The sequence below is a fragment of the Lysinibacillus louembei genome, assembly GCF_033880585.1.
GTDB classification, from domain to species: domain Bacteria; phylum Bacillota; class Bacilli; order Bacillales_A; family Planococcaceae; genus Metasolibacillus; species Metasolibacillus louembei.
Genome location: NZ_CP137624.1, coordinates 2,399,259 through 2,416,318, shown reverse-complemented (window position 1 = coordinate 2,416,318; position 17,060 = coordinate 2,399,259). Strand labels below are relative to the sequence as shown.

Sequence of the window (17,060 nt, the reverse complement as noted above, 5' to 3'; positions counted from 1 at the left end):
CCTTAAAAATCACCATATAAGTACATTGCACGCGGTGCATTATGCGTTGTTAAAATACGTGTTAAAAAGCGTTCTTCAACAGATGGTCCAAACATTGAGCCTACTTTCATACCAAATATTGCAGCAAGGCTTTCATCTTCTTTTGTATATTCAAATAGCTCAGCATCTTGCAAATCATAATCGGCGCGAATAGCGGCAATTGTATCATTTAATGTCCCAATTTCGTCTACTAAGCCTGCTTTCAACGCTTGTGTTCCACCTAAAATACGACCATCCGCTACTTTTTTAACATCCGCCTCTGACATGCCGCGGCCTGCCTCTACAACATCCACGAATTCCTCATACATTTCGTCAATCATTTCTTGCAGCATTGCACGTTCCTCTGGTGAAGTTTCACGGGAGCCCCCGAACATATCTTTATGTGGCCCTGATTTAATCGTTTCAAATTTCACACCTAATTTTTCTGCTAGCTCTGAGTAATTAATGCCTTGCATAATGACACCAATCGACCCTGTAATCGTTTCTTTTAACGCAAATATTTTATCGCTCGGTGCAGCAATATAATAGCCACCTGATGCGGCCATTGTGCCCATTGATACATAAATTGGAATTTGTCGTTGCTCTTTAATTTCCAGTAGCTTCTCATGAATTGCTGCTGATTCAATAACACCACCACCTGGTGAATTAACAGCTAACACGACTGCCTGCACAGATTCATCCGCTAAAATGATATCCAATTGATTCATAAACATTTGATGATCGTATTCTACTTTTGTCCATACATCACCTGAGCCTACATCTTGAATTGTTCCATTCACTGTTAAAAGTGCAATTCGTTTCTCCAAATCGCCTGGCTCTACTACGCTTTCATTCATTACTATATCTCCAGGCATTGGCAGTACAGCATCAAATGAATTGAAAAAATTTGTTTTGAATATGGCCATCATTGCATTTAAACCGATTGAAAATACAATTAATACCACCGCAGCTATTAAAGCTACCCATCTTTTTGTATTCATTCTCTTACTCCTTCTTATGTTTTTCATCACTTTATAGCATAAACTTTTTTTGTATTTTATGCCAATATTATTTCACTTTGGATGTGAAATACTGTGATGTTATGTATATTATTTTATACGTGTGTGCTTATGAAAGGTTTCAAATTTATCCATATAAAAAGATGACAGGAAATCGCTCCTATCATCTACTATTCATTATTTCCTGAGCAATAGTTATTGTTGTTCTAATGATTTTTTTTGCTCATTATTACGCAATGCAACACGACGAATTTTACCTGATGCTGTTTTTGGTAGTTCATCTAAAAATTCGATTGCTCGTGGATATTTGTAAGGTGCTGTTAACGCTTTTACATGCTCCTGTAATTCTGACACAATCATTGGACTATGCTTCATTTGTTCATCACGCAATACGATAAAGGCTTTTACAATATTTCCACGCACTGGGTCTGGGCTTGCGACTACTGCACATTCGCGCACTGCTGGATGCTTCACTAACGCATCCTCTACTTCAAATGGGCCAATTGTATAGCCTGATGACACGATAATATCGTCATTGCGCCCTTGGAACCAAAGATAGCCATCTTCATCTTTATACGCTTGATCTCCTGTAATAAACCATTCCCCACGAAATTGCATTTGTGTGCGCTCTATATCTTTATAATAGCCTTTAAACAATGCAGGCGTAGAATTATGCACAGCAATATCACCTACTACACCATGCTCTACAATTTCACCATACTCATCTACTATTTCTACCATATTGCCTGGCGTTGGTTTCCCCATTGAACCAGGACGTGCTTCCATGCCAAATAATGTGCCTACAAGCAATGTATTTTCTGTTTGACCATAACCATCTCGCACTTCCACATTAAATTCCCGTTTAAATGTTTCGATTACTTCTCGATTTAATGGCTCGCCAGCCGAAACTGCACTGCGCAATTTTTCTAAATGATAGCTGCTTAAATTTTCTGCCTTTGCCATCATACGATATTCTGTCGGTGTACAGCATAAAACATTCACGCCGATATTTTGTAGCAATGTTAAATATTTTGCAGTGTCAAATTTCCCTGTATAAACAAAGGCTGTAGCGCCGCTTCCAAGCACCGCTAAGAACGGGCTCCAAATCCATTTTTGCCAGCCTGGTGCTGCCGTTGCCCATACAATATCTCCTTCACGCACACCTAACCAGCTGCTTGCCGTTGTGCGCAAATGGGCATAGCCCCAGCTATGCTGATGAACAGCGCCTTTCGGATTGCCTGTTGTGCCGCTTGTATAGGCTAAAAAAGCGGTATCCGTTGAGAAAATAGTTGGTGCATCAAATTGACTGGAAGCAGCCTCTATTTCTTTCACAAAAGAAATCCAAGGCTCCTGCCCCTCACCGACAACAAAAAGCTTTAACCCATCTAAATGCTGCACCTCATCAAGCTCAGCAATATAATTTTCGTTTGCTACAATCGCCTTTGCTTCCGCATGCTCAATACGATAATCAATATCCTTTGCACGCAATAGCTCTGAGCTTGGTATAATGACTAATCCTGCTTTTAATGCTCCTATATATGTTATGTAAGCTTCTACTGAACGAGGTAGCATCACAAGAATGACATCACCTTTTTGCAAGCCATGTGTATAAAAAACATTGGCGACCTGATTTGCTCTTGCGATTAGTTCCACATATGTAATTTCCTCTTGCTGTCCATCCTCTTGCTGAATAATTAACGCCTTTTTATCCCCTACTGCATGTCTCTCAATTTCATCCACAATATTATAAGCATGCGGCGCAATTAAATCTTCTCGTTTCACAGAATCCACTCCTATTCCTATACTGTAGCGAGAAAATATCCCACTTACATTTATTATACAAATAAGAGCTTGATTATTCAAAAAAATCTAATAATTTATCGTGACTTAGGCAATTTTTTCGAGCATACTTCAAAAAATGTGGACACAATTATGTCAAAGCATAATTGATTTACATTTACACAAACTAAAAAAGCTACTGCGCAAGTATAACTTACGCAAGTAGCTCTAAAAGGTTATTGGTTTGTACCTTTTAATTGTTGTTCAGCCATAGCAACAAGACGTTTTGTGATCTCGCCACCTACTGAACCGTTTGCGCGTGAAGAAGCTTCAGGCCCAAGTTGTACACCAAATTCTTGTGCGATTTCGTACTTCATTTGGTCAATCGCTTGTTGTGCGCCTGGCACGTAAAGCTTGTTTGAGTTACGGTTGTTGTTTGAAGTCATCTCGATGTCACCTCCTTGTGAGATTAGAATGTGCCAAGATACATTTTTCATACACACAAAAAAGAGGAAATATATTCTTCTAGCGATGACCTTTTTCCAAAGATAATGGCGAGCGTGAAAATGTCCACACTCGCCATACTTAATTATAATAAATCCGCGAATTTATCAACGGTTTCTTTTTTCGCTGGTAACAAATGCATCTCACGATTTTTCACAGCACGCTCAATTAACTCATCGAACTCCGTAAAGCTTTCAAAATAAGCAACCTTCTCTGCTTTTGGCTTCGTTTTCGGTCTTGCTGGTGTGAAAATCGTACAGCAATCCTCATAAGGCTGCACAGATGTTTCATATGTGTTAATACGCTCTGCAATTTGGATAATATCCAGCTTATCCATCGCAATCAAGGGACGTAAAATTGGCGTTGTCGTTACAGCATTAATTGCCGTTAAGCTTTCTAGCGTTTGTGATGCAACTTGTCCTAGGCTTTCACCTGTTACAATCGCTAATGCACCAATTTCCTCGCGCACTTTATCTGCAATGCGAAGCATCATACGACGCGTAACGGTCATTGTCATATTTTCAGGCACACGGTCCTTAATCAACACTTGAATTTCTGTGAATGGAATAACATGCAAGCGAATTTTTGCTCCAAATTTCGTTAGCTCATTGGCCAAATCCTTTACTTTTTGTAAAGAATGCTCACTTGTGTACGGCGGACTATAAAAATGAATTGCCTCTAAACGCACACCACGTTTCATCATTAAATAGCCTGCTACAGGGCTATCAATACCACCTGACAGCATTAATAGCGATTTGCCATTTGAGCCAACAGGCATGCCTGCTGCACCTGGAATAATTTGTCCCATCATATAAATGGCATCATAGCGAACCTCTACACGCAATTCTACATCTGGCTTTTTCACTTGCACTGAAATATTTTGATGATTGCTCAGTACAGCGCCGCCTAGTTCACGTTGAATCATATACGTATCAAATGGGAAATGCTTATCTGTACGGCGCACTTCTACTTTAAATGTTAGCGGTTTATCACCATACTGTGCCATAATGTCAATCGCTAATTGCTTCATTGCATCGATATCTTTTTCACATGCCGCAACAGGGCTAAATGATTGAATACCAAACACCTCTGGCAAACGCTGCATTAACACTTCATACTTTTCATCATTTTCTATTTCAATAAACATACGATCGCGCTCAGCACGAATTTTTAATGGCCAGATATCTGTAAAAGAATAGCGAATATTTTCACGTAAACGACGAATAAAGTCATTTTTATTGCGCCCTTTTGTCGATAGCTCACCATAACGAATTAATATTTCTTTAAAAATCATTCTTTATTTTCTCCTTTTAAATCGCGCATAATAACAGTGAATACTTTTTTAAACTGCTCAATATGTGCATCTGTTGTATGTGCGCCAAAGCTTACACGTAGCACACCTTTTTTAAAGCTCGGTATCACATTTAATGCCTCTACAACATGGCTTGTCGTCGTTTGCTTTGATGAACAAGCACTCGATGTCGACACGATAATTCCATGCTGTTGCAGCGCATTAATCAATACTTCTCCCTTTAAGCCGTTGACACTAAACGATACGATATGTGCCGCGCCAGCTTCTGATGATAACAGATGGATATCTCGACCAAACTTGCGTAAAAAGGCATGTAAATCGTTTGACCATTTCTCAAATTGCAGCTGTTTTTCAGGCATTGCCTCAATCGCCATACGCGCTGCTTTCGCTAAGGCTACCGCCTGTGGCACAGCGACCGTACCGCTACGCAGACCAAATTCCTGTCCACCACCAACTAGAAACGGGGCAACTGTTAGCTTTTTACGAAGAAGCAATGCACCTGATCCTTTTAGTGCATGAATTTTATGACCTGAAATCGTAATTAAATCAGGACCATGCTCATCATGAAAACGCACAGGGATTTTGCCAAAGCTTTGTACTGCATCTACATGAAACAGTGCGCGGCTTTGTGCATGAATAATCGCAGCAGCCTCTGCAATCGGCTGAATTGCCCCCATTTCATTATTCACATGCATAATGCTTACTAAAATCGTGTCTGGTCTTACTTTTTCACGTAGCTTATCAAGCGAAATAATCCCGACCTCATTGACCGCTAAATATTCGACCTCAAAGCCCTCCTGCGCTAAACGCTTGACCGCCTCTAATACGGAAGGATGTTCAATTTTTGTCGTTAAAATATGTTTACCTTTATGCGTATTTGCCTGTGCTGTACCAAAAATCGCAAAATTATTCGACTCTGTACCTCCAGCCGTAAAAATAACGTGCTTCGCCTCTGTTCCAACAATACCCGCAATTTGCTCACGTGCACGCATTAATAAAGCATTCGCCTCAACACCTGCTTCATGAATGGATGCAGGATTAGCATAATACTGCTCATTTACTTGTAAAAATGTTTGCAGCACCTCTGGATGTGGCTTTGTCGTTGCGCTGTTATCTAAATAAATTATATTGGAATTCATTACTTGTCACACACTTTCTCATTATCAATTGCGCTTTGGTTAACTTGCTAAGTTGTTAAGCTTTATATTAATTCAACCAAATAAAATTACCGTTACTTATCATAACGCAAACTTCTATAAATGACTACCCTTACTTCTTAAGAAGGAATGCTTCCATTAGAATACAAAAAGGCTAATAAGAAATGCAATTGCTCACATTTCTCATTAGCTCTCTATTTCATTAATAATTCTTCTTGTACTAGCGCCTCGATACGTTTAATTGCTCCAGGTTCAATGGATTCTACCGCATGTGCAGCATCCTCTAAAGCCTTGACATAGCGGAATTGATGGAATGCTTCCTCCGCTTCAGCTAAACGTGCATTCACCGTTGCATTCGTCGCTCTGTAGCGATTGCCATATTGAATCATTCGTTCAATCAACATGACATTTGTAATCATTTCTTCCGCACGTTCATGTACATCTTCAATACATTTTTTCGCATTTAATAAATGGCTATGTACTGCTTCCATATTCAGTGGAATTTCTTGCAAGCTTTGCACCACAATAAAAATGTGCTCTTCTGCTTCTTCTAAGCGCGCATCCATTTCCTCAGGAACCCCTGGAATATTCGCTTTATGTAGCATTCGCTCTGTATTTTGCAATAATTTTTTTAACGCATCTAACTCTTTACGTGCATTATTTTCATCAATACGTAAATTTTTCAACATATTTGAGAATTTTTCTTGCTCCTCTTGAATGCGTTCCATTTCATTTGTAATTTCTTGCAATTCTTCCTGTAAGCTAGAATAGGCCGATTTTTCCTCTTCTACACGAATCGCTAATAACTCGTAGCGCTTTTGTAAAACCTCAAGCTGCTTTAAGCATTGCTTTGGCACTTCCGCCTCTTTATCTGGTAAGCGATAGCTATGCTGTACGTATGCCGCCTCGTCATGTACTTCCTTCGTTGCTTTCACGACTTCATGAATCGTATCATTCATCGCATTGCAATGGCGGTCAACGAATTTTTTCGCGACTACTTCCTTTTCAAGCAAGTCATAGAAATTATCAATTTCATCGTTAATTTCGTCAATGCGAGGTGCGACCTCTGTTAAATTTAAATCAGCAACAGCTTGCTTTAATGTGACAAGCTCCTCTTCAAGCTTATTTAAATAATCCGTCAGTTCAAGATGGCGTAAATAATACTTTTGCTCCTCCATCTCCTTCTGACCGTTGCGTAATTCTTGAATAGCTGTCGGAATTTTCGTTTGAATTTCTGTTAGCAATGTTGGAATGTCACTTAATAAAGCAAAAATAGACTGCGCTTCTCCGTTTAACGTCAAAATAATTTCGCGAGCCTGCAAATAATTGCCTTCCGCTGTCAATTGGTCAAACTCTTCAAACTTTGGAACAAATTGCTCCAATCGTTTTTCAAGCTGTTCTAATGCAGGACCAAAGGAATATTGATGCGCTAAAATCGTTTTGCGTGCTGAGCGGTGATATTCCTTTAGTTGCTCCACCTCAATACGATTTTTCTCTTCGCTACCAATCAACTCTTCCAGCTCTTTAATAATTTTCACCTTAATCGTTTCACATTTCACAATATATTCTTCGATTTCACGTTCGATTTGGGAAGCTTTTTTAAATTTAAAACGGTCAACATATTCTTCTGCATCGAATAACATGGAATCCATTTTGACAACATGAACATCGATTACCTCTGACCACATATTGCGCCAGTTTTCAAACATTTCCTCTGTTTGGCCGTTCATATTCAGCGCTTTTACTTTTGTTAATTCTTCATATATAGGATAATGCTGTACTTGCATTTTTTCTTTTTCTAGTCGCTCTATTTCAGCATTATGTTTTCGCCTGATCATTAAACCAAAAATTAATAATGCTAATAGTAGGACGACAACAATGATGATATACTCCACTGTAAGCCCCCTGTTCCAAAATTGCTAATGGCTAGTTATTTATAATAATACCATGTTTTATATGATTTGTTTTAGTTTTTATCAAAGTAAATGAAAGGAGTTGTCTTTTTATGAAAAAAGATGGTCACATTCACACACCCTTTTGTCCACACGGCTCAAAAGATGCATTAGAACATTATGTTGAAAAAGCAATTGCCTGTCATTTTTCCGAAATTACTTTTACGGAGCACGCACCGCTGCCGCCATCATTTGATGAACCTACACCTGATAAGGATGGTGGGATGGATTTAGCATTGCTCCCATCCTATTTTACACAATTGCAACAGATAAAAAAATACTATTCTTCACAAATCCGTATTAATATTGGACTTGAAGTCGATTTTATTGCTGGTTTTGAGCATGAAACGCGTCAATTTCTCAATGAATATGGTCCATTGCTTGATGATTCGATTCTTTCTGTCCATTTTTTAAAATGGCAAAACCGTTATACTTGTATTGATTTTTCGAAAGAAGTATATTTACAATACGCCGAACAATTAGGCTCTGTGCAACGACTGTATCAATTATATTATGAAACAGTTCACCAATCAATTGATAGCGATTTAGGTAAATATAAGCCGAAGCGAATCGGACATCCGACATTGATTCACAAATTTCAGCATGCACACGGTGAACAAATTGATGATATAGCACAAATTAAGAAATTAATGCTACATATGCAAAGCGCAGGCTATGAAATGGATTTTAACAGTGCAGGTTTAAGCAAACCGCTTTGCTTAGAGCCTTATCCGCCGCTAGCCACGCTGGAGTACGCACATTCAATTGGGCTTCGCTATACTTTCGGCTCAGATGCACACACTGTGCAAGATTTGCACCAGCACTATGATTTATTATTTTCATAAAGTATTAACTGGAGGTAAAAATATGTTTGCTCAAACACAATATGAAGGCACGCTTGAAAGCCAATATGCCATGCTTTCAAAACAGCTTGACGCACTTCTTACAGGAGAAAAGGATGTAATTGCGAATTTAAGCAATGCTTCCGCGTTACTAAATCAATTTTTACAGGAAATTAACTGGGTAGGCTTTTATTTAATGAAGGATGGCGAGCTTGTACTTGGACCATTCCAAGGGCTACCTGCTTGTGTACGCATCCCAGTTGGCCGTGGTGTATGCGGTTCTGCTGTGGAACAGAAGAAAACTTTCGTTGTGGAAGATGTGCACGCATTTCCAGGACATATCGCATGCGATGCCGCTTCCAATTCAGAAATTGTCATCCCATTGTTAAAAGAGGATGAAGTGATTGGGGTATTAGATATTGATAGTCCTATAAAAAATCGCTTTTCTGCAGAGGACGAGCAAGGTTTAACATTATTTGTTCAAACATTGTTAAAGCATTTATCATGATTCAGTAGAAAACGCCCCCCTCTATAGGTGGTGCGATGAATACTTAAATTCTCTTTCATTTAATGGGTGTCCAAACACCCACTGAATCATAATAAAGCCCCTGGATGTCAGGGCGTAATTGATAATGAAAAGCTGCCTGAAAAGAACTATCCTTTCAGGCAGCTTTTTAATGCTGTAATTGCATCGAATGATGGAAGATGCACACTTGATTTTTCCCATTATTCTTCGCATTATAGAGCGCTGTATCCGCATGTAAAAATAACGCTTGGAATTCCGGTCTCTCCTCTTTATCCCATGTAATTAAACCGGCAGAAATCGTTACGCTTGGCTCCGTTACTTTCGGGATGCTGTCCACTAATGTTTTGGCTACCATGAATGCTTCTTTATCCGAGACATTCGGGATGTAGACAGACATTTCCTCTCCGCCCCAGCGCGCACAAATACCTTGTTTGCTTACGATACGCTGCAATTGCATACCAATTTGCTTTAAAATAGTATCGCCCATTTGATGGCCAAATGTGTCGTTAATATGCTTAAAATTATCAATATCAATTAATAAAAACATCCCAGCATCATCTTCATGCAATGATTTTTCTACAAAATGATCTAAATAGCTTCTTGCGTACAAGCCTGTCAAATGATCTTTATCAACCATTTCCTGTAATTGATGACGCAATTTCGAATTGGCAATTGCTAAAGAGGAATGATGAATAAGCGATTGCATTAGCTTAAAGCTATCAAATGAGAAGAAATAAGGCTCGCTATGCATAACAATACTAAAACCATTAATTCGCTCCTCCACAATCATCGGAATCGCCATAATGGATCTGAATTCTATATGTTCATCCTCTATAATTCGTCTAAAGTCTGCGATAAATAAAGGGTCCTGTGAATGTGAAAAATGCTTTTCTACATGTTGAATATACATATCACCTTGCGCTGTTTTAAATAAACCTGTACATGCAGATGTCATTTCAAACTGCTCATCCTCTTTAAATATGAAGCAGAGCTCCATTGGATGAAAGGATTTCATTAACTGTTTTTGTAAAAACAACAGCATCTCATCAATATCAAGGCGCATATTTAAGCGATGCGATGTTTCATTAATCAATTGCAAATCACTTATTAAGCGGGAGGATTGATGATATAATTTAGCATTTTCTAATGCATTCCCTGATGCTTGAGCTAATACTTGAATGAACTCTCTTTGCGATACAGTAATCGTGTAGTCACTTTGCACAGTTACTTGTAAAATTCCATAGGTTGCCTGCTGCCCTTTAATTGGTGCATTCAACAAATAGCAATTGAATTCTGGAATATGCTCAGCTGTCATTTCCCCAGATAAAAAGGCTTCAATTGTTGTTGCTCGTTCAGATAAATAATCAAATTGTTTTATGTTTACTTTTGTTTTTTGATCTTGGTTGTTGGACAAGATTAATTCTATTTTTAAATTCGGGAAATTATCTTTAATAATCGCGAGCACATTTTGTAAAATCGTATCCACATCCATCGTTGAGTGGAAAAGATTAGCGATATCGTATAGTTTGCGATACTGAATTTCATTTTGTCGCATATTTATATTTTTCATTTTTGTCTGTACAACTTCCGAAAGCAAAAGAACAATTTTTTCCATGAATTCTAAATTATCGAAAAACGGACATGGCAATGATTCCTTAAAAACAAATACACCGCTTGGGTCTTGATCTTCTATTTTCAACAACAGCATATGCGTCATCTGTTCCAAGCCTTTTTCTTTTTTCAAAGCTGGAGGAATCGGTATGAGTGACTGTTGTTTAAAATAAGACTCAAGGGCAATCGAGGATATATTATATAAGTTCATATTCCGATCACTATGGTTCACCGGCTTAAATAAATCGTCTGTCCACTTGAAAAATATACAGTTTGTTATAAGAAAATGTCTTTCTAATAATTTGCTTATTAAAAGAACAAATTCATTCAAATCATCAAGCTCATTGTTAGAGTTAATATGGAAGTCCATTAAATCAGATTTAATTTCAATAAGTTTTTGTTGATGGTCAAAAATCATGAAATCACCTTTTCTCCTTTACTGTCAAAAGGATTATATTGCACATGCTTTTCATTATACCTTACTTTTAGCCTATTTAACTATGAAAATATTCACATTTTTTTCATAAAAACTACACTAAATTCAATGTAACATAAAAAAATATATAAAAATACTTATTTATTCGTTTTTATATTTAAAATTTCCAATATAACATAATTAAAGGTTAGATACGATTTGAACTACCCATATAGTTTATGCCGTATTCATATTTATCATGACAACTATTTTCTCTTGACTAACAAGCTAAAACAAGATAGAATTGTCAGAGTGTAAAATAAATGCAGCAGTTGTGTAGCTTTTTTCTGTATTTTATTCCTTCACAAAACTGTGAACGGTGTATTGTGTAACCCTATGGCTGCAAGGGCGAAGATATGAAATAATAAAATGCAAAATAAGTTCGGAGACAACTGGTTTTGTTTTACAACAAAAAACCAAATTTAAAGGAGGAGACACAATTATGTCTCGTTATACAGGTCCATCTTGGAAACTTTCTCGTCGTCTTGGTATTTCTCTAAGCGGCACAGGTAAAGAAATCGAAAAACGCCCATACGCACCAGGTCAACACGGCCCAAACCAACGCAAAAAATTATCTGAGTATGGTTTACAATTACAAGAAAAACAAAAATTACGCCATATGTATGGTATGACTGAACGTCAATTCAAAAACACTTACAACAAAGCTGGTAAATTACAAGGTCTACACGGTGAAAACTTCATGATCCTTCTTGAAACTCGCCTTGACAACCTAGTTTACCGTTTAGGTTTAGCTCGCACTCGTCGTGCTGCTCGCCAATTAGTAAACCACGGTCACGTTTCAGTTGATGGCAAACGCGTTGATATCCCATCATACAGCGTAAAACCAGGTCAAACTATTTCTTTACGTGAACGTTCACAAAACTTATCTGTTGTTAATGAAGCAATCGAAGTAAACAACTTCGTACCAGAATACCTTTCATTTGACGCAGATAGCAAAGTAGGTACATTCGTACGCTTCCCAGAGCGCTCTGAATTATCAGCTGAAATCAACGAACAATTAATCGTAGAGTTCTATTCTCGTTAATTTTCCGAATTTCAAACCGCCAATGCTTGTATATCAAGCATTTGGCGGTTTTTTTATGAAATGATCGCCACCCAAACAGCCTCTCTTGATTCCCTTACACTTTAAATAGCAAGTAACAATAAGAAAAGGGACATCATCATTATTTTAAATTAGTATTTTATATAGTAAGTAATTAGTTATATAAGTACTTAGTAGTTGCGGCTTTTTCGTTTATGGAAAATCCGTATATGGGTTTTCCATCTATGGTGTAACCGTAAAGGGATTTTGTGCCCTCGATTCTCTTTCTAGAAAGACTTAGACTGCTATACGATATTTTGATGTCCTTTTTGTTTGCTTGGAGCAATGGCCAGTATGTTTTCAATGATAAAAGTGCGCTTCGCCTGTTTCGTAAAGCAATATGCCTGCACCGTCTCACTAGCTATTTTAATCAATTTCACACGTCGTTTCGACATTTTTCCATCCTTCGCTATATAGATAATATCCAATAATAACTGATGCTGCAGCGCTTTTATAAGCTGATTACGCATTTCATTTCACTCCCCCAATAAGAACGTTTGTTTGTATTTATAATAGAACATTTATTCCATTTTTGCAATATGTAATATTTGTTAAAGCTAATGTTTTCAGCCTTTTTTATAAAACAAAAAAAGTGCCTGAAAAGTGGTATGCTAAACCACTTTTCAGACACTTTATATTTTTAAAATACCCGATTCATAACAGCTGCTTGATAGCTCAATAATTGAATATCATCATATTGCTCAATTGCTTTGTCTGTGTGTATCGCTTTATTAATAATATTTTTTTCTCGTGCTTTTTTAAGCAATGCGCGAATTTCAGCACGACCATTAGGTGTTAACAAATCCATTTTTTTCTCCTTATCCAATGCTTTTTGTATGCGCTCCTTAAAGCTATCCCAGCGTTTTTCCTCTAAAATGCGATGTGGGCAATATTTGCCACTCCAATCCTGATGCTTTTTAATACGATCAACGCCCCAGCCAAATTGCTGCAATAGTGAAGCAATATATTGTACAGCATTTTCCTCCGCCGCTTCATAACGTGCTCCGCCACTTTTGCTGTAGCAAATTTCGACACCAATAGACTTACGATTTCCTGCACCTTGACCATCTCCACAATGCCACGCATTACGATGAAATGGAATGCACTGTATCACTTCTTTATCATCTATAGCAATATGAAAGCTGATTTGATTGTCATTGCGATTGTGATAAGCTACCTCGTTAGCTGCCGAAGCATCATTGGCAGTATTATGCACTGTAATATATTCAGCAACCATCGTGAAGGGAGCTTTCATCACATATTTACTTGCAGGTAATAGGCTTTGCTTAAACAAGTAGCTCATTTTGCATCACCCTCTCCCGTTCTATCTTTCACAATCGCCAATAAATTTTTGATAAAGCTTGGCATCCATAAGCCCATCTTTGTGCCATTTTCGGTGATACTGATAAATTCGAGCACACAAAAAGCGATGGCCGCACCATCGCCTGCATACTCAATACCAGGTATGACAAGTGCAATTAAATAAACGGCTGCTACCAACATTAAATAATAAATTTTACGAATAATGCCATTGAATCCTACACGAGAATTGAGCGAACGATTCGTCATCGCCTGCAAAAGCCCCGTCACATAATCTAATGCCATTAGTGCAATCAACACTGTAACAGCCATACCTAAGCCGCCGACTAAATAAGATACAATTGCTCCAACAGTGCCGCTCACTACAGCTATATATTTTTCCATTTGACCACCTCCTTTTTATGTTGAAAAAAGGACACGCCTTTTGACGTGTCCTTTAATATTTTTAATGATTGGGGTTTTGATGTGATAAAAAACTGCTGATTAATTTAATCAGTAGTTTTTACGTATAAGGGGATACTTGATGATTAATTCATTCAAGTATGCTACTCTATTAATTTGATTAATACAGGTAAAGTGTCATACCACTCCTTCAATTGAGGTAAATTGCTAATATCTCTTAAGGTCAAGACTTGACTTCCATCTTTCACTATAATAGTGTGCTCATTAGAATATTTTCTTTTGATAATTAAGACTTCATATGATTTACCATTAATTAAAGGACTTGTGAGCTTCCCCATCAAAAACACATCTTTTCTTTATTTGATGATTATATTATATACTACTGTAAACAGTTATCACTTCTTTGTAGGTGACTGATAATTACCAGCTAAAAATTCAATACCATTATCAACTAAATGCTCATATACCTGTGGCTTTAAGCTTGTTGGAACTGCCTCGAACTCCAATTTCATAAGAATAACTCGCTGTGCTAATAACAATGCCATCATAAAATCATCTCCTCTTAATTTATTAAAGTTTTCTGTAATAAAAAACAGAATATCATGAGTTAAGTGCCAGAATGATTTCTGTCAAAACCTCTTCATGAAATTCCGTTTGTTGTACTAATGCAGTGTTTTGCGCTTTTAAAAGTTTATTTTCTTGTTCTAATTCGTGAATACGTTCCTCCTGAGTTAGAGGTTTAGGAGCATTTTTCTCCTCATCAATTTCAACTTGCGTTTTCCATTTAATTTTTCCCAATTAAATCTCCTCCCACTCAGGATATTTTTCTTCTTTGGTAGCATCAGCCCCAATAAAATTGATTAATTCTAGCTCTAAAATACCAGCTACTTTTTTTACAGATATGAATGGATTAATAGGTAAAGTTGTTTCGATTTCTGAAACAACTGCTTGTCCATCTGGAAAATCAATAAAATTGAAGATATCTGTTGTTTCTGTATCTACCATTACTATAGGCATTCCATCAACTTCTTCTGTCGAAAAAGTTGTATGAGTTACTTTTACAAGTTCCCCCTCAAATTCATAATTTATTTTGTTATCACTTCGTACAGGTGAAAATTTACGTTTCATATTTATCCTCCTTATTTCCATCGTCCAATGGCAATTCCTGATACCTGTGAATTTGCTGGATAAGGAATCGATGAATATATTTGATAACTGGCACTATATGCAGTTGTAGCTTGTCCACCTATAGTTGCCCAACTACTACTTGCCCCCATTGTAACTCGCATTGCTATTGAAGCCACATTAATAAAAACTGCCGGAAATGTCCAACTCAAAGAATCACTACGATAAAGACCAGAGTTAGGTATTTGAGTATTCACAGAAGGGCACTGTAGATTGTTTGTTATACAAATCAATGTACCGTCTGCAAATTTGATATACCTGCCATTTGCATTTTCGCCACTTTCTATGATAATTCCATTGTTAACATAGTTAAGATACATCCCTGCGTTATTCATGTTATATACAGGTACACCTATATACGCATCGCCTAATGCATTCGAAAATATAGCGCCCCTCTCATTAATTATTCGATTACAATTAGTAAACGTAATGCCACTATTGACTAAGGTAGAACCAAATCCATTAGAAATAACTATATCAGAATTAACAAATTTTATTGATATATTTGCAGTTGAATTATCAGTTTTTAAAGCTACTACCTTGCTAATATCTGCCCCAACTACTCCCCCTACTGTAGCTAGCGAACCAACAGCAACTTCAGGTACATAACGAATATCTAACGCTCTTGAATTCATACCTTTTGGATCAATTAGAATTTGAAAAGAGCCGCCATTCTCTTGGTGAAAATACAATGATCGTAATCTCCAAAACATCATAGTAACGTTATTATTGTCATTAACACTTGTAGATTCATGTATTATGAAAACTTCCCCATCACAAGCAGTTAATCGAAGAGATACGTCAGCCTCAAGAAATATATTTTCACGATATACACCTGGCTTAATACGAATTTCCACACCTTTTGCTGACGTTTTATTTTGTAAAACATCCATAGCCTTTTTAAGAGTTTTAAAAGGTTTATCTTCTGTACCATCGCCTATTGCATCTGAACCCGTTGCCCCATCTACATAAAATTTATGTTGCATCAAAATTTCCTTATTAAAATTGCCCTTATGCGCAGTAAAATCCTCTTCCAACTCCATCAAATTAGTACTAACAGTTGCAACTCGTTCATCCACATATTTACGACTAGCAACAATAATTGTAGGGTCAATTGATAGTTCAACAGCATCTGCATTATTTGTTTCAATAACAAAATGAATTAGCGTTTCTTCTGTTATTCCTTCATTTAACTGTGGTTTATATTTCTCTGGATACTGCCCTAATGCAATTAGTTGATTCTCTTCATCAAATATACCAATCTCTCGAATTGTAAAGCCACCTACATCAGATGGGATAACACTATCAATAATAATTCGATTGTCATTCATTGAATCAATTGTTACATTTGCAACGGGGCCACGCCATACTTCATTGACTAACGCACTCTGGCTTTGTGTTGGAACGTAATGTGAGCCATTTCCATCTCCAAGTGCGATATATTGTAAGCCGACCTTTTGTTGTGTCACTTGTGCATTGGCAATCTTGGCTAAACCAATATTCGTTATAAGTGTGCCGTATTGTGTCACAATATCATTCCTTTCATCTATAAGTATTTTTCGTATTGCTCAAGTAGTTTTAATGATTATTTAAAATAAAAATACGAAAGATAATCGTTTAAATGATTATCTTTCGTTATGCTTAATCCACAGTGTTTTCATTGATACACATTTGGGAACTATTAAGTCGTTACAATAACATCTGTATATCCGTCTGTTCGTAAAATTGTGTCTACAACATCTTTATGCTTATGATAGATTGATGTATTAACAAAGTAAGCTTTGTACTTGTCTTGCCCCTGTTGCATTGATTTATCTGCCTCTAACATAATGCGCCCTGCTATAAATGTAACCATT

Annotated in this window: 17 protein-coding genes and 1 pseudogene; 3 read left to right on the top strand and 15 right to left on the bottom strand. The window is 37.1% G+C overall.

All coding sequences use genetic code 11. The annotated features are described in order from the left end of the window. Positions 1-2: 2 nt before the first annotated feature. The 6 genes from sppA to ezrA form a co-directional block, all read right to left on the bottom strand. Positions 3-1,019, bottom strand: coding sequence for a signal peptide peptidase SppA (sppA, locus tag R6U77_RS12080; protein ID WP_293928665.1), 1,017 nt, complete (start codon positions 1,017-1,019; stop codon positions 3-5). A gap of 213 nt (positions 1,020-1,232) precedes the next feature. Then, the gene (mbcS, locus tag R6U77_RS12075) at positions 1,233-2,819 is read right to left on the bottom strand and encodes an acyl-CoA synthetase MbcS (protein ID WP_319835826.1); all 1,587 of its coding nucleotides are present in this window, start codon (positions 2,817-2,819) and stop codon (positions 1,233-1,235) included. Between the two features lie 233 nt (positions 2,820-3,052). After that, the gene (locus tag R6U77_RS12070; RefSeq protein ID WP_293928662.1) at positions 3,053-3,262 is read right to left on the bottom strand and encodes an alpha/beta-type small acid-soluble spore protein; all 210 of its coding nucleotides are present in this window, start codon (positions 3,260-3,262) and stop codon (positions 3,053-3,055) included. A 143-nt stretch (positions 3,263-3,405) separates the two neighbouring features. Beyond that, on the bottom strand, positions 3,406-4,614 hold the full coding sequence (thiI, locus tag R6U77_RS12065; protein ID WP_319835825.1) for a tRNA uracil 4-sulfurtransferase ThiI: 1,209 nt from the start codon (positions 4,612-4,614) through the stop codon (positions 3,406-3,408). Then, complete coding sequence (locus tag R6U77_RS12060; RefSeq protein ID WP_319835824.1) at positions 4,611-5,771, bottom strand: cysteine desulfurase family protein; 1,161 nt, start codon at positions 5,769-5,771, stop codon at positions 4,611-4,613. The genes thiI and R6U77_RS12060 overlap by 4 nt, the downstream gene beginning before the upstream one ends. A gap of 212 nt (positions 5,772-5,983) precedes the next feature. Continuing rightward, positions 5,984-7,684 carry a septation ring formation regulator EzrA gene (ezrA, locus tag R6U77_RS12055; protein ID WP_319835823.1) on the bottom strand — a complete coding sequence of 567 codons (1,701 nt, stop codon included), beginning with the start codon at positions 7,682-7,684 and terminating at the stop codon, positions 5,984-5,986. 110 nt (positions 7,685-7,794) lie between these two features. On the opposite strand from ezrA, the gene hisJ reads away from it, so the two are divergent. Both hisJ and R6U77_RS12045 read left to right on the top strand, forming a co-directional pair. Further along, positions 7,795-8,586, top strand: a complete 792-nt coding sequence (hisJ, locus tag R6U77_RS12050) for a histidinol-phosphatase HisJ (protein ID WP_293928657.1) — start codon at positions 7,795-7,797, stop codon at positions 8,584-8,586. 22 nt (positions 8,587-8,608) lie between these two features. Then, positions 8,609-9,091: a GAF domain-containing protein gene (locus R6U77_RS12045; protein ID WP_293928643.1), complete on the top strand. Its 483-nt coding sequence runs from the start codon at positions 8,609-8,611 to the stop codon at positions 9,089-9,091. Between the two features lie 166 nt (positions 9,092-9,257). On the opposite strand, the gene R6U77_RS12040 is transcribed toward R6U77_RS12045, so the two are convergent. Next, on the bottom strand, positions 9,258-11,138 hold the full coding sequence (locus R6U77_RS12040; protein ID WP_319835822.1) for a sensor domain-containing diguanylate cyclase: 1,881 nt from the start codon (positions 11,136-11,138) through the stop codon (positions 9,258-9,260). 499 nt (positions 11,139-11,637) lie between these two features. Between R6U77_RS12040 and rpsD the strand changes: the two genes are divergently transcribed. After that, positions 11,638-12,240 (top strand): 30S ribosomal protein S4, encoded by a 603-nt coding sequence (gene rpsD / locus R6U77_RS12035; RefSeq protein ID WP_293928640.1) that lies wholly within the window; start codon positions 11,638-11,640, stop codon positions 12,238-12,240. A gap of 302 nt (positions 12,241-12,542) precedes the next feature. Here rpsD and R6U77_RS12030 read toward each other — a convergent pair whose 3' ends face one another. From R6U77_RS12030 to R6U77_RS11995, 8 genes and pseudogenes are all read right to left on the bottom strand, one after another. Then, positions 12,543-12,767 carry a transcriptional regulator gene (locus tag R6U77_RS12030; RefSeq protein WP_319835821.1) on the bottom strand — a complete coding sequence of 75 codons (225 nt, stop codon included), beginning with the start codon at positions 12,765-12,767 and terminating at the stop codon, positions 12,543-12,545. A 350-nt stretch (positions 12,768-13,117) separates the two neighbouring features. Next, positions 13,118-13,600: pseudogene (locus R6U77_RS12025) on the bottom strand (peptidoglycan recognition protein family protein); the annotation flags it as partial. After that, positions 13,597-14,001 (bottom strand): phage holin family protein, encoded by a 405-nt coding sequence (locus R6U77_RS12020; protein ID WP_319835819.1) that lies wholly within the window; start codon positions 13,999-14,001, stop codon positions 13,597-13,599. The pseudogene R6U77_RS12025 and the gene R6U77_RS12020, both read right to left, overlap by 4 nt. A 413-nt stretch (positions 14,002-14,414) precedes the next feature. After that, on the bottom strand, positions 14,415-14,567 hold the full coding sequence (locus R6U77_RS12015) for a hypothetical protein (protein ID WP_319835818.1): 153 nt from the start codon (positions 14,565-14,567) through the stop codon (positions 14,415-14,417). A gap of 52 nt (positions 14,568-14,619) precedes the next feature. Then, on the bottom strand, positions 14,620-14,817 hold the full coding sequence (locus R6U77_RS12010; RefSeq protein ID WP_319835817.1) for a hypothetical protein: 198 nt from the start codon (positions 14,815-14,817) through the stop codon (positions 14,620-14,622). Next, complete coding sequence (locus R6U77_RS12005; protein WP_319835816.1) at positions 14,818-15,147, bottom strand: hypothetical protein; 330 nt, start codon at positions 15,145-15,147, stop codon at positions 14,818-14,820. It lies immediately after the preceding gene. Between the two features lie 11 nt (positions 15,148-15,158). Further along, the gene (locus R6U77_RS12000) at positions 15,159-16,733 is read right to left on the bottom strand and encodes a phage tail protein (protein WP_319835815.1); all 1,575 of its coding nucleotides are present in this window, start codon (positions 16,731-16,733) and stop codon (positions 15,159-15,161) included. 152 nt (positions 16,734-16,885) lie between these two features. After that, positions 16,886-17,059, bottom strand: a complete 174-nt coding sequence (locus R6U77_RS11995; RefSeq protein WP_319835814.1) for a hypothetical protein — start codon at positions 17,057-17,059, stop codon at positions 16,886-16,888. Position 17,060 lies beyond the last annotated feature (1 nt).

Coding starts and splice junctions, on each gene's coding strand:
- R6U77_RS12005 (WP_319835816.1), bottom strand. CDS start 15,147: ATGAAACGTAAATTTTCACCTGTACGAAGTGATAACAAAATAAATTAT.
- R6U77_RS12060 (WP_319835824.1), bottom strand. CDS start 5,771: ATGAATTCCAATATAATTTATTTAGATAACAGCGCAACGACAAAGCCA.
- thiI (WP_319835825.1), bottom strand. CDS start 4,614: ATGATTTTTAAAGAAATATTAATTCGTTATGGTGAGCTATCGACAAAA.
- R6U77_RS12015 (WP_319835818.1), bottom strand. CDS start 14,567: ATGATGGCATTGTTATTAGCACAGCGAGTTATTCTTATGAAATTGGAG.
- sppA (WP_293928665.1), bottom strand. CDS start 1,019: ATGAATACAAAAAGATGGGTAGCTTTAATAGCTGCGGTGGTATTAATT.
- R6U77_RS12020 (WP_319835819.1), bottom strand. CDS start 14,001: ATGGAAAAATATATAGCTGTAGTGAGCGGCACTGTTGGAGCAATTGTA.
- hisJ (WP_293928657.1), top strand. CDS start 7,795: ATGAAAAAAGATGGTCACATTCACACACCCTTTTGTCCACACGGCTCA.
- rpsD (WP_293928640.1), top strand. CDS start 11,638: ATGTCTCGTTATACAGGTCCATCTTGGAAACTTTCTCGTCGTCTTGGT.
- R6U77_RS12040 (WP_319835822.1), bottom strand. CDS start 11,138: ATGATTTTTGACCATCAACAAAAACTTATTGAAATTAAATCTGATTTA.
- R6U77_RS11995 (WP_319835814.1), bottom strand. CDS start 17,059: ATGGTTACATTTATAGCAGGGCGCATTATGTTAGAGGCAGATAAATCA.
- R6U77_RS12070 (WP_293928662.1), bottom strand. CDS start 3,262: ATGACTTCAAACAACAACCGTAACTCAAACAAGCTTTACGTGCCAGGC.
- R6U77_RS12030 (WP_319835821.1), bottom strand. CDS start 12,767: ATGCGTAATCAGCTTATAAAAGCGCTGCAGCATCAGTTATTATTGGAT.
- R6U77_RS12045 (WP_293928643.1), top strand. CDS start 8,609: ATGTTTGCTCAAACACAATATGAAGGCACGCTTGAAAGCCAATATGCC.